At 37.2% G+C, this 12,517-nt stretch carries 13 protein-coding genes; all 13 read right to left on the reverse strand.

Features of this window, described 5'->3' with window-relative positions; translation table 11 throughout:
* Positions 1-3 precede the first annotated feature (3 nt).
* The 13 genes from hisC to greA all read right to left on the reverse strand — a co-directional run bounded on the left by hisC (position 4) and on the right by greA (position 12,516).
* Positions 4-1,101 carry a histidinol-phosphate transaminase gene (hisC, locus tag CVS92_RS00740; RefSeq protein WP_107788162.1) on the reverse strand — a complete coding sequence of 366 codons (1,098 nt, stop codon included), beginning with the start codon at positions 1,099-1,101 and terminating at the stop codon, positions 4-6.
* Complete coding sequence (pheA, locus tag CVS92_RS00745; RefSeq protein ID WP_107788163.1) at positions 1,101-2,180, reverse strand: prephenate dehydratase; 1,080 nt, start codon at positions 2,178-2,180, stop codon at positions 1,101-1,103. Before pheA ends, hisC begins: the two co-directional genes overlap by 1 nt.
* Positions 2,164-3,387: a diaminopimelate decarboxylase gene (lysA, locus tag CVS92_RS00750; protein WP_107788164.1), complete on the reverse strand. Its 1,224-nt coding sequence runs from the start codon at positions 3,385-3,387 to the stop codon at positions 2,164-2,166. Before lysA ends, pheA begins: the two co-directional genes overlap by 17 nt.
* A gap of 55 nt (positions 3,388-3,442) precedes the next feature.
* The gene (locus CVS92_RS00755; RefSeq protein WP_107788165.1) at positions 3,443-4,507 is read right to left on the reverse strand and encodes an LptF/LptG family permease; all 1,065 of its coding nucleotides are present in this window, start codon (positions 4,505-4,507) and stop codon (positions 3,443-3,445) included.
* Positions 4,504-5,052: an aminoacyl-tRNA hydrolase gene (gene pth / locus CVS92_RS00760; RefSeq protein WP_107788166.1), complete on the reverse strand. Its 549-nt coding sequence runs from the start codon at positions 5,050-5,052 to the stop codon at positions 4,504-4,506. The genes CVS92_RS00755 and pth overlap by 4 nt, the downstream gene beginning before the upstream one ends.
* 11 nt (positions 5,053-5,063) lie before the next feature.
* Positions 5,064-5,600, reverse strand: coding sequence for a 50S ribosomal protein L25/general stress protein Ctc (locus CVS92_RS00765; RefSeq protein ID WP_087579108.1), 537 nt, complete (start codon positions 5,598-5,600; stop codon positions 5,064-5,066).
* 118 nt (positions 5,601-5,718) lie between these two features.
* Positions 5,719-6,711, reverse strand: coding sequence for a transaldolase (locus tag CVS92_RS00770; RefSeq protein ID WP_107788167.1), 993 nt, complete (start codon positions 6,709-6,711; stop codon positions 5,719-5,721).
* Between the two features lie 6 nt (positions 6,712-6,717).
* Positions 6,718-7,344 (reverse strand): phosphoserine phosphatase SerB, encoded by a 627-nt coding sequence (gene serB, locus CVS92_RS00775; RefSeq protein WP_107788168.1) that lies wholly within the window; start codon positions 7,342-7,344, stop codon positions 6,718-6,720.
* A gap of 8 nt (positions 7,345-7,352) precedes the next feature.
* Positions 7,353-7,850, reverse strand: a complete 498-nt coding sequence (locus tag CVS92_RS00780; RefSeq protein WP_072594427.1) for a chemotaxis protein CheW — start codon at positions 7,848-7,850, stop codon at positions 7,353-7,355.
* 9 nt (positions 7,851-7,859) lie between these two features.
* Positions 7,860-10,214, reverse strand: coding sequence for a chemotaxis protein CheW (locus CVS92_RS00785; protein WP_107788169.1), 2,355 nt, complete (start codon positions 10,212-10,214; stop codon positions 7,860-7,862).
* Between the two features lie 8 nt (positions 10,215-10,222).
* Positions 10,223-11,176 (reverse strand): chemotaxis protein, encoded by a 954-nt coding sequence (locus tag CVS92_RS00790; RefSeq protein ID WP_054197033.1) that lies wholly within the window; start codon positions 11,174-11,176, stop codon positions 10,223-10,225.
* Positions 11,176-11,967, reverse strand: coding sequence for a UDP-2,3-diacylglucosamine diphosphatase (locus CVS92_RS00795; protein WP_107788170.1), 792 nt, complete (start codon positions 11,965-11,967; stop codon positions 11,176-11,178). The genes CVS92_RS00790 and CVS92_RS00795 overlap by 1 nt, the downstream gene beginning before the upstream one ends.
* Positions 11,968-12,030: 63 nt before the next feature.
* Positions 12,031-12,516, reverse strand: coding sequence for a transcription elongation factor GreA (greA, locus tag CVS92_RS00800; protein WP_087579112.1), 486 nt, complete (start codon positions 12,514-12,516; stop codon positions 12,031-12,033).
* Position 12,517 lies beyond the last annotated feature (1 nt).

Raw genomic sequence — 12,517 nt, forward strand, 5'->3', positions numbered from 1 at the left:
TCCCTACTTTAAAATTTGCTTTAACTCTTCAAAAACTCTATCGTTTTGCCATGCCTGACCGATGGTGATTCTCACCGCATTTAAGGCGTAGCTTTTTAGATCTCGCAAAATTATACCCTTTTTTAGCATCTTTTCGCATATCTGGCTTGATTTTGGCTCGTTAAATTTAAAAGTTATGAAATTTGTATAGCTTGGGATAAATTCTATGCCATTTTGCTTTGCAAATTCTTCATATCTCTTCATTTGCTCGAAGTTATTTTGCATGGTTTGCTGCACAAACTCATCATCTCCAAGTGCTACTATCGCAGCTCTTAAGCTTAGAGTTGTGATGTTAAACGGAGCTCTTAGTTTTGAGAGAGCACCTATGATCTCTTCATTTGCCACGCCATATCCAACGCGCATGCCACCAAGTGCGTAGGCCTTTGAGAAAGTACCAAGATAGATGGCATTTTTAAATTTTACCACCTCGCTTGGCTTTATCTCTTTTTTGCTATCTTTAAATTTTGCAAATTCATTGTAGGCACAATCAAGCACAACAAGCGTATTTTCATCAACGCTTTTTATAAATTTAAAGACCTCATCTGCGTCCAAACACTCACCTAATGGGTTATTCGGCAAGCAAAGAAAGATGACAGAAATTTCATCTTTATGCGCGTTATAAATTTCTAAAAACTCGCTCAAATTGTGCTCTACACTCTTTGTGCGATAAATTTTTGCTCCGGTTTGCTTTGCATAAATTTCATACATCGCAAATGTCACGCCAGCCATCAAAACGCCACTTTGCTTATTTGCCTTTGCGTGGAGTGCATACTCTATGATCTGATCACTTCCAGAGCCGATGATTAGATTTTTGCTAGTTACGCCAAATTTCTTAGCCAGTCCCTCTTTTAGCTCAAAGTAGCTATCGTCTGGATAGAGATGTGCGTTTTTAGCGACCTCTTTTAGTCCCTCTTCTACGCGTTTGCTCGTACCAAAAGGGTTTTCGTTGCTAGCTAGCTTGATTACATCTTTTGCCTCGATGCCAAACTCTCTAACTACAAGCTCAATCGGCTTTCCAGCCTCGTAATTAACTAAATCATCTAAAAAATCATTAAACTTCATTACTCTTCTCCGTTTAAATAACTTCCTAACCAGCTTATCTCAGCACCGCTCTCTTTTGCGAGTTCAAAGGCATTTTGTACCTTCTCATCGTCGATATGCCCTTCAAAATCAAGATAAAACATTGACTTAAATTCGCGCTGTTTTATAGGGCGTGACTCAAGTTTTGTGATATTAATATTTTCATTTTTAAAGATAGAAAGCAGATCGGCAAGACGTCCTGGACTGTGATCAGTCTTTGCAAGGATCGAAGTTTTTGAGTTTTCAACTCTTGCATTTTTAAAATCGCTTAAAATCAAAAATCTCGTTCTATTTGCCATATTGTCTTCAATCGTCTCATAAACGATCGGCACATTATAAATTTTTGCTGCGATCTTTGAGCAAATGGCGGCTGAGTTTCTATCCATTGATGCCATGTATGCAGCTGCTGCGGTTGATTTTGCTGGGACAAATTCAATTTCATTTAGCATATGATCTTCTAAAAATTTACGGCATTGATTATACCCTTGCGGATGTGAATAAATTCGCTTTATCTCTTTTAAATTTTCATTTATGCTAACAAAGCTGTGGTGGATATCCACATAAAGCTCAGCAACTATTTTTATATCACTAAATTTACTCAAACAATCAAGCGTAGCGCCAACAGCACCTTCAGTATTGTTTTCAATAGGCACAACGCCGTATTTTGCCTCTTTTTGAGCTAGCTTGATAAAAACCGCCTCAATGGTCGCAAGTGGCAGATAAGAACTCATTGCACCAAATCTACTCTGAGCCGCCTGATGCGTGTAAGTGCCTTCAGGTCCTAGATAGACGATCTTTTGAGGCATCTCTAAATTTCTACTTACAGCAAAAATTTCAAGATAAATGGCTTCAATAGCAGCTTTATTTAAAGCTTTGTCTTTGCTAAGGCTAGTTAAGCGGTTTATGATAGCTCGCTCACGCTCAGGACGATATATAGGCGTTCCGCTAGTTTGTTTTAGCTTACCGATCTGCTCAACAAGCTTCATTCTCTCATTTAGTTTATTTAAGATGAGATCATCGATCGCATCGATCTCTTTTCTAAGCTCATTTAGCTCTTGCATCAGCGCTCTCCAAAAATTCTCTCTCAAGTGCCACGACATCTTCAAAGCTCTCACGTCTTCTTATAAGTCTGTCTTTGCCATCAAGCACGCAAACTTCAGCGGCTCTGTTTCTTGTGTTGTAGTTTGAGCTCATGCTAAAACCATAAGCTCCAGCACCTTTTACAACGATAATATCGCCACTATTGCACTCTGGCAACTCTATATCTTTTGCTAAAAAATCGCCACTTTCACAAACTGGACCAACCACGTCGCATGGGCCTAAATTTTTATCCTTGCCACAAACAAAAATTTCATGATGAGCACCATAAAGGCTTGGTCTTATAAGATCATTCATCGCGCCATCAGTGATGACAAATCTCTTTTTGCCATTAAATTTTTCATATAAAACGCTTGCAACAAAGTAGCCAGCATTACCTACGATAAAGCGTCCTGGCTCGCATACGATAGTCACGTCTTGGCCTTTTAGTGCAGCTAAAATTCCTTGAGCATAGTCGTATAAATTTATCTCTTTTTCATCGTTATAAATGATACCGAGTCCGCCGCCAACATCGAAAAATTTGATATCTATCTCAAGTGCTCTTAGCTCTCTTAAAAGCTCGCTAACGATCTTTGCAGCGTCTATTATCGGGCTTAGCGAGGTTAGCTGCGAGCCGATGTGAAAATGTATGCCAGTTGGCTCAAGAGAGTCTGAAGCTTTAGCGTGAATATACATTTTTTTGGCTGTTTCAGCATCAACGCCAAATTTATTTTCATTTAGCCCTGTCGAGATATATGGGTGAGTTTTTGCATCGACACCTGGATTTACTCTAATGCTAATTCTTGCCTTTAAGTTTAGCCCTTTTGCGATCTCCTCAAGCCTTAAAAGTTCAGCAAAACTCTCAACATTTATGAGTAAAATTTCATTTTTTAAAGCCTCTTTTAACTCTTCATCGCTCTTGCCAACACCGCTAAAAATGATCTGATATCTCTTTGCGCCTGCTAAAAGTGCTCTTTTTACTTCGCCAATGCTAACACAATCAAATCCAGCTCCAAGGTCGGCTAGAAATTTCAAAACACTTAGATTTGAGTTTGCTTTCACCGCATAACAAATGAGAGATTTTCTAGCAAAAAATGCATTCTTTAGTGCTTCATAGCGGTTTTTTATGTGGTTAAAATCATAAATGTAAAGTGGGGTTTTGTATCTACGTGCAAGCTCTTTAAAATCCATAAAATAGCCTTTATTAAAATGGCTTGATTTTACAAAAAGCTTGCCAAAATTTGGCTTAACGATGCGATTTTATGAGATAAATGGCGTATGCAAAAAGTAAAATGACCGGTAAAACTATACCAATCTCTGGCAAGATTACAGAAGTTTGTGCAAATTTTGCAAGAATAAAGAGAAGCCCCCAAACGACAAGAGTTATCACAACAAAGATAAAAGTCGAAAGTGCAAGATTAAAAAATCTACCAGTTACAGGCAAATGATAGTAAAAAATGAGCAACAAAAATGGTGCAAAAAATGGTGCGATAGCAAGGTTGTAAAAAGCTGTTTTTGCGCTATCAAGGCCGATGCCTTCATTCTTAAATGTCTTTATAAAATTTATCGCATCTGGGATATTAAATTTTGAGTTTTCAACACTAGCAGCGCTTTCAATACTCTTTGGCTTAAAGCCTTTTAATGCATCTAAGCTCTCGCTTTGTATTTTATTAAAACCAGCCTCGCCAAGCTCTAAAATTTGCGGCAAAAGAGTTTGATTAACATCTTTTAAGATCCATTCATTGTCTTTAAAATTAGCATGATTTGCAAATGTAGTTGAGAGTAAATTTGTGCCATTTATCTCAAAAATTCTAACATCATTTGCTATTTGATTAACAGAATTTAGCTCTTTTATATAGATAAATTTGCCTTCAAACTTTAAAAACGAATCATTTGTGCTTTTTGAAAAAGCCGTATTTTTAGCGATACTTTTTTGATAGTCGTGCGCATAGGCAAATGGAGTAAAATTTAAGCCAACATAAAAAATAGTTACAAAAAGTGCAATAAAAAATGGTGGAAAAATTAGACTATTTTTACTAATACCAAGTGCATAAAAGCTGATTAGCTCGTTTGATCTGACCATATTTACATGTAAAATAATGAGTGCAAAAATGAGCGAAAGTGGCAAAACGTATCCAATAGCACTAAGCGATGTAAGCCCAACATAAAGGAGCTGAAGGTTTGCAGATGGTGGCAGATCTTTTAAATTTGTAAGTAGGTCGATACCAACATAAAATAGTTCAAGCGCTAAAAATACGATAAGAAAAGATTTTATATAGACCCAGCCAATGTATCTGGCGTATAGTTTCATTTGATAAGACCTTTTTTTACTGTAAATTTTTGTGAAATTTCATTGATATCACTCTTTAGTAGCTCGCAAACTGCATTTTTTGTGTAGGCTAAAATTTCATCTAAAACCTTTTTCTCCTCATCACTAAACTCTCCAAGAACAAAATTTTTAGCATCACCAAGGTGCCCAATGCCAACACGCACCCTTTCGTAGTCATTGCCTATTAGTCCATCGATCGATTTTATGCCGTTATGGCCGCCGCTACTGCCGCCTTTTTTAAATTTAACTGCACCAAAACTAAGATCAAGGTCATCGTGTATTACGATTATTCTATCTGGTTTATAAAAATCTTTGACCGCTTTTACACTTTGTCCCGAGAGGTTCATAAAGGTTGTTGGTTTTAGCAAGATAATGTCGTTAAATTTAAAAACTTCGCCTTGGAATTTGGCTGAGCTAATATCTTTGTAATTTGAGTCTTTTAGGAGGTCTATAAGCATAAAGCCTATATTGTGTCTAGTGTTTTCATATTTGGGGCCGGGATTTCCCAGCCCCGTTATTAGTGTCACAAAAGCCCTTTTTATTTAGCTTTAATAACTCCAAGTACCGCAACACGGTCAGCGTCTACAATAGTAACGCCTTTAGGAGCTGTGATATCACGAACCAAAATAGTATCGTCGATGTCAAGTTTGCTTACATCAACGTCAAATGAATTTGGTAAATTTTCAGCTGTACATTTTACGCAAAGACGTCTTTTTGATTGGATCAAAACGCCCTTATTTTTAAGACCAATAGGTGTTCCAACTGGCTTAACTGGGACCATATATTTTGATAAAACGCCTGGAAGTGCTACTTTTAGATCTACGTGTTTAAGATCGCTTGTAACAACATCTCTTTGGTAATCAACAATAACGACATTATAAACTTTTCCGCCTACTTTTACATCAAAAGCAAGGCTCTCTTTTTTGCGTGCTTCTTTAATAAAGTCATTTACTTTAAAAGCAGCTGCAACATTCTCTAATCCCTTGCCATAAATGTTGGCGATTAGATAACCATCTCTTCTCAAAGCCTTTGCAGACTTTTTACCGATACTCTCTCTAACGATACCCTCTAACATCGTTTTCCTTTCATAAAAAAATAGGTGCTGATTTTATCCAATGCTTTATAAATTTCACATAAATCTTGTTTAAGAATGATCACTTTTACTGTTTGTGTATTAGCTTGGACTTCTTTGTCTAAAGTGATTTCATAATATCATCAAATGCTGATACAAACTGCTTTAAGCCATCGCTTAATAAATCTTTATAAACGACATTTATATCTATCTCATTATTTTTTATAATCTGGAAAAAGCTTGAGATATTTTCTTTACTAGGCACATTTTTTGCCTCTGCTTTTTCTTTTATAAATTCTTTTATCGTCTCTATTGGTGCTGTATTTATAGAATTTTTATACATTAGCTCTCTAACGTAATAATCCTCTCTTAAACTACCGCCTTTTACGCCTGTGCTTGCAAAAAGCGTTCTTACATTTTCTAGTCCAAAATCTTCAATAAGGTGATATATATTTGCAGCATTCATTATGCCAATTTGTCCCGTTGGCAAGCTCTTTGCAGCCATAACCTCATCAAGCTTTCTATCAAATCTACTTACAAAAACACTTATCACACCTTTTGGCATAGTAGTATCTATAAAGCGACTTGCGTAAGCCTTACTACCTTCTTTAAATGCTTCAAGACAGTTTTTAGCCTGATCTGGTGAAAATATAAGCGTAGCATTTACGCTAATCCCCCTTGCCATAAGCGCGCTCATCGCCTCATAACCATCTTTTGTAGCTGGAATTTTTATCATAACATTTGGCATTGATATTAGATTATGAAGCCTAATACCTTCTTCTATCGTTGCAGCTGTATCGTCGCTTAAATTTGGATCAACCTCAATGCTTACAAAGCCATCATCGCCGTTTGCATAATTTCTTAACATTTTACATGCTGCGATTTTTATATCTTGAGTAGCCAAAATTTCATAAAGATCTTTTGGATGGCGTTTATTGCTAGCTTCTATTATCTTTTTATAAGCAGGTGAAGCAAATGCTGTTTTAAAAATAGCTGGGTTGCTTGTAGCACCATTTATAACATTATTTTCCAATAAAGAGTTAAATTCGTTTTGTAAAAAATTTCTCTCTATAAAATCACACCAAAGAGAGAATTTAGCTTCGTTGTCATACATTAATTTCTACCTTATAAATTTTAAAATTTCACGCAAGTCTTTAACATCAACACAATGTGTCGCTTCTTTTTTTAAGATATCTTTTGCACAAAATGCAATGCTAAGGTCGCACTTTCTAAACATCGATATGTCATTGGCCCCGTCCCCAACACACATTATCTCGTCCTTGCCTAAATTTAATAGTCCACACAAGCGGTCAATCATATCTCCCTTTGAACTACTAAACATCATCTCTCCGCCAACTTCACCACTTAAAATTCCATCTTTATGATGCAAGATATTTGCAAAATTTGCATCAAAATTAAGTTTTTTTTGCATTACATCGGTTGCATTGTGAAATCCACCACTAAAAACCACAACCTTAATATCTTTTTGCTTTAGAGCTTTTATCAGCTCGCCAGCTCCTGGCATTATGGGTAAATTTTTGCAAATTTCATTTACTTTTAAAAGTGGCAATCCTTTTAAAAATTTTACTCTTTTTGTAAGACTTTCAAAAAAATCAAGCTCACCGTTCATCGAACGCTTAGTTATATTAGCTACCTCTTCGCTAGCATTATTAGCGGCGGCGAGAATATCTATCGTCTCGCCGTCCATTATTGTAGAGTCAAAATCAAAAACACAAAGTTTTATCAAGCTATACCCTAAAAATCACGTTTTAAAAGGCTTTCGACCTTCAAGATCGTAAGAATATTTTGGTCACGCTTTCCGATACCATAAATCATGCCTTTGTCTTTTACTAAAGTCTCTGGTGGCGGATCGATCCTGTTACGGTCTATTCTGATAGCCTCCGTCAAGCGGTCTATCACAAAGCCAGCGATATTATCCGCATCTTTCATAACGATATATCTTGTGCTTGGGCTTTGTTTTGTAACATTTAGTGAAAAACGCTTACGCAAATCAATAAGCGGAATAACATTTCCACGTAGGTTAAACACACCAAGAACGTAATCAGGCACACTAGGAACACGTGTGTATTCAATAGGTTTGATTATCTCTTGAATATTTAAAATAGGTATTGCGTACTCTTCCTCACCGACAACAAATCCTACTAGCTGAACTATATCCTCATTATTTTTTAACTCAGGACCATTCATTTGCTGTTTTTGCTTGCTTAAAACTTGATTTAGTTTATTGTTCATCCCTTACCCCTAAGCTAATTTTATATTCTTTCTAACGACATTTTCTAAGTACTCGGCTGAATATGGTTTTGTAATATACTCAGTCATTCCAACTTCTACGCCACGCAACCTATCTGTTTTTGACGTCCTTGATGTAACAGCGATAAGTGGTAAATTTCTATACTTAGAGTATTTTCTAATTTCGCCAGCTAGTGTATATCCATCCATTCTTGGCATCTCAATATCTATCAAAATCGCATCAAAGGAGTGTTCTCCGGATTTTACGATATTTAATGCCTCAACACCGTTTGTGGCTTCTATTATCGTTACCCCAGTTGGTTCAAGCGCTTTTTGCATGATAGTTCTATCCATTTTTGAATCATCAACTATCAAGACTTTATAATCGCTTGGTTTTTCCTTTGCTTTTGTGCTATCTTCTATTTCGGCTCTAATATCTACCTTGATATCTTTTGCCATCTCCATCATAGCACCAACGTCAATAATCAATGTCACACGGCCATCACCTCTAATAGTCGCACCGGCAATACCTGGGATATTTTGTAAATAATCGCCCATTGATTTAATAACAATCTCTTCTTGTCCAACCAAAGTATCGACGATAATACCTAGTTTTGCTTCAGCAACACCGATTATTACGACATAAGTTTGATCTCCACCATCAAATGCTTTTTCTACACCAAATACATCAGAGAGTCTAACAAGAGATAAGACTTCATCTCTTAGCCTTAGTACATTTTTGCCATCGATCGTGTAGATATCATCAATCGGCACGCGAACAGTTTCAAGAACGCTAGCAAGTGGAATAGCATAAAATTCTTCTTGCGTTCCAACAAGTAGCGACTGAATAATCGCAAGCGTGAGTGGAATTTTAAGCTTCATAACCGTGCCTTTTCCAACTTCACTTTCAATATCAATGATACCATTTAGCTTTTCAATATTTGTCTTAACAACGTCCATACCAACACCACGACCAGATACGTTTGTAACCTTTGCTGCAGTTGAAAATCCTGGTCTAAAGATAAGGCCAAATGCCTCTTTTTCGCTCATCGCATCAGCTTCGCGCTCAGTGATGATGCCTTTTTCTATCGATTTAGATTTAAGCATGTCAGCATCTAAGCCTTTACCATCATCAACTATCTCAACAACGATGTGGTTGCCTTCATTGTAAGCTTTTAGCTGAACAAGGCCTTTTTCTGGCTTACCTGCTGCCTTTCTTGTCTCAGGATCCTCGATGCCGTGATCGCATGAATTTCTGATGATGTGAACTAGTGGATCGCCGATCTCTTCTACGATTGACTTATCAAGTTCAGTCTCTTCACCTGAAATTTCAAGATCGATTTGCTTACCAAGATCGCGACTAAGATCGCGTATCATACGTGGGAATTTATTAAAGACTTTTGCTATTGGAAGCATTCTTGTCTTCATAACTGCAAGCTGAATATCAGTCGTTACCAAGCTTAGACTTGAGACTACTTGATTTAACTCTTCAAGGAATTTCTCACCCTCATATCTCTCTTCCACGTCATCATAAATTTTTAATAATCGGTTTTTACCAAGAACAAGCTCACCAATTAGGTTCATTAAGTGGTCAAGTCTTTTTACCTCAACACGTATAGTTTGTTCCTGAGCTACTGCACCGCTACTTGCCGCTGGGACCTTCTTATCTCCGTCTTTTTCTTTGCTCTCTGCTTTTGCAGCTGGAACTGAAGTGCTACTTGCAGCTGGGGCTATCTCGCTAGGAGATTTTGGAGCTATACCTTTTGAAGCACGCCTTGCTTGATCCTCAGCCTTTCTAACCTTTAAGAGTCTTTCTATCTCAGCTTCAACTTCTGAATCACTTAGCTTTGAAAGCTCAGCATCACTTATCTCTGATGCCTCTTCGGCAGGCGCGGCTGGCTCTGGCTCTTTTGCCGGTTCTGATGCTGGCTCAGCTACTGGCGTGGCAGGAGCTTCAGGAGCTGCTGCTGGAGCCTCACCTTCAGAAATTTGAGTAAGTCTTGCGCAAATGTTTTTAATATCAATGCCAGCAGCTGTATCATTTCCATGATCTCTAATGCTGCTTAACAAACCTTTCATCATATCAACAGACTCAAGAACTACGTCCATAATGTCTGGAGTGATCTTTAGCTCGCCTTTTCTAGCTTTATTTAAAACATCCTCCATATGGTGAGTAAGCTCTGTTAAAACATCAAAATTTAAAAAGCTTGAGCTACCTTTTACTGTGTGAGCAACACGGAAAATTCTATTTAATAATTCCAAATCTTCAGGGTTTGACTCAAGTTCAACAAGGTCATGATCTATCTGCTCAATAAGTTCGAAAGCTTCTATTAAAAAGTCTTCCATTATTTCTTTCATATCATCCATGTTTCACCTCATTTTGCAGATTTAGAATGTGCTTCAATAACTTTTAGCACTTCTTGATAAAATATGCTTGCATCAAATTTTGTAAGATACGCCGCACCACCAGCTTCTTTGCTCTTGATTTCGCTAAAATCATTACTCAATGAGGAGTTAAATACTATTGGTACTTCTTTAAATCTTTCATCGTTTTTAAGAGTTGAAGCAAAGCGGTATCCATCCATCTGTGGCATTTCGATATCACTTAAGATAACTCTAAGCTCTCTTGATAAGTTATCTCCATATCTTTGATAAAGCTCTTCCATTCTCTCCAAGCCCTCAACGCCGTTTTTGGCCTCAACTACGCTAAGCCCCATCTTCTCAAGTGCGTCTTTTACTAGTTTTCTAGCAGTCGAGCTATCATCTAAAACTAAAGCAGCACCTTTTAATTTTTGATCGTCTGTTACATCAAAATCGATCTTTGGTGAGTAAATTCCAAGCTCTTCTACTATGCTTTCAAGATCAAGAATAAGTAAAACTTCATCATTTTCTATTCTTGTTACACCTGTTATTTTGCCTTTATCTAAAGCGCCAGAACCTGAAGCAAAATTTGCAGGCTCGATATCTTTCCAGCTTATACGCCTGATCCTTTTTGCCTCATGGACGATAAAACCGATCAAAATACCACTAAACTCAGCAATAATAACACGTGGCTTTATAACTACGCCTTCGGTTGGCTCGATAATATTCATCCATCTTGCCAAATTTATGACAGGGATCACCACGCCCCTTAAATCAAAAATTCCCTCGATATACTCGGGAACGCCAGGAAGCTCTGTAAGATTTGGCATCTTAATGATCTCCCGCACCTTTGCGACATTGACTCCGTATATTCCTTCATATACTTTGTTTTCGGTCTTTTTAAAGATACGAAAATCAACAAGTTCCATCTCGTTTGAGTCCGTTTTTAGTACGTTATCTCCAAACATCAATGTCCTTTCAAACTCATTTTGAGCAAATTTAATTTTTGCTGGGCGTATTCTACAACAAAATAACTTTGCTCGCATGCAAAACAAGGTAAATTTATATAAAACTTATCGTAAATGTTAAATTGCTCGCCTTGATGATAGTGTCCTTCTATCACAATGCCGGCCTTATATCCTTGCAAATGCTTGCTCATTAGCTCCTTAAAATTAGGAATTTTATAGTCTAAATTTTTCTTAGTAAGTTTGGCTAGTATCGCTTTTGATATTTTAAAATTTAAAAATTTATCCAAAGCATTCATAAATTTTAAAAACCATTTTACTCGCAAAAATCTAAGCGCGTATTTATCTACAAAAGGTAAGAATATATCGCCATGCGCGATCTGAACGCGTTCTTCATTGATCGTTTTGAAATTTGCTGGCTGATCGTAAATATCATAAACCCTAACTCTTTTATAACGCAGCATCTCACGCCCATCCCAAATTTCTCTTGTTTTATTAAATAAATTTGAAAGTCTAAAATCGTGGTTGCCCTCGAAGTAAACAATTTCTACCTTTTGTGAAATTTTATTTATAAGGCTTAAGTGCTCAGAGTAAAATTCTCTTGTATATTCGCCCTCGCCCGTTAGAAAGTCAAACATATCGCCTAACAAAAAAATTTGTGGCGGCTCTTTGATATCACCACTATCAATGGCTCTTAAAAATTTCAAAAAGCCATTTCGGTTTACGTTTTCATGTGCATCAGCTAAAAAGATCGCGCCCTCTTTTATAACGGGGGCATATAGATATTCGCTCAAATTTTACCTTAATTAAAAATTAGCAGAGCCAAAAAGCAGTTTCTAGCTCTTTGCATCATCTTTTTAGTCAAATTTTATAGGCTTGTAGCAAATTTTTACGATCTCAACGTCGCTTCTGCCTTTTGGTAAATTTAGCACTACCTCATCGCCCTCAGCCTTACCCAAAAGCTGCTTTGCAAGAGGTGAGTTTATCGAGATATAGCCTTTATCGATGTCGCTTTCACTAATGCCAACTATCGTATATGTATGCTCTATTTCGGTCTCTTCGTCCATTATCGTCACACTCGAGCCAAATCTAACTCTATCGTGCTCATAGCTACTTGGATCGATCACTTCGGCATTTGCAAGAAGCGAGCCTAGCTCTGCTATCCTAGCGTCTATAAAGGCTTGCTTCTCTTTTGCTGCATGATACTCAGCATTTTCTTTTAGGTCACCGTGACTTCTTGCGATATCTATCTCAGTTACGATTTGAGGGCGTTGCACCAGCCTTAGATCCTTTAGCTCAGCTTCTATCTTTTCATATCCGTGCATTGTCATTGGTTCACTCATT

This window comes from Campylobacter concisus (assembly GCF_003048555.1).
Classification (GTDB): Bacteria; Campylobacterota; Campylobacteria; order Campylobacterales; family Campylobacteraceae; genus Campylobacter_A; species Campylobacter_A concisus_AO.

What these genes read in the sequence shown, in the direction of transcription:
- hisC (WP_107788162.1), bottom strand. Translation starts at nt 1,101, where the DNA reads ATGAAGTTTAATGATTTTTTAGATGATTTAGTTAATTACGAGGCTGGA.
- pheA (WP_107788163.1), bottom strand. Translation starts at nt 2,180, where the DNA reads ATGCAAGAGCTAAATGAGCTTAGAAAAGAGATCGATGCGATCGATGAT.
- lysA (WP_107788164.1), bottom strand. Translation starts at nt 3,387, where the DNA reads ATGGATTTTAAAGAGCTTGCACGTAGATACAAAACCCCACTTTACATT.
- CVS92_RS00755 (WP_107788165.1), bottom strand. Translation starts at nt 4,507, where the DNA reads ATGAAACTATACGCCAGATACATTGGCTGGGTCTATATAAAATCTTTT.
- CVS92_RS00765 (WP_087579108.1), bottom strand. Translation starts at nt 5,600, where the DNA reads ATGTTAGAGGGTATCGTTAGAGAGAGTATCGGTAAAAAGTCTGCAAAG.
- CVS92_RS00770 (WP_107788167.1), bottom strand. Translation starts at nt 6,711, where the DNA reads ATGTATGACAACGAAGCTAAATTCTCTCTTTGGTGTGATTTTATAGAG.
- CVS92_RS00780 (WP_072594427.1), bottom strand. Translation starts at nt 7,850, where the DNA reads ATGAACAATAAACTAAATCAAGTTTTAAGCAAGCAAAAACAGCAAATG.
- CVS92_RS00785 (WP_107788169.1), bottom strand. Translation starts at nt 10,214, where the DNA reads ATGGATGATATGAAAGAAATAATGGAAGACTTTTTAATAGAAGCTTTC.
- CVS92_RS00790 (WP_054197033.1), bottom strand. Translation starts at nt 11,176, where the DNA reads ATGTTTGGAGATAACGTACTAAAAACGGACTCAAACGAGATGGAACTT.
- greA (WP_087579112.1), bottom strand. Translation starts at nt 12,516, where the DNA reads ATGAGTGAACCAATGACAATGCACGGATATGAAAAGATAGAAGCTGAG.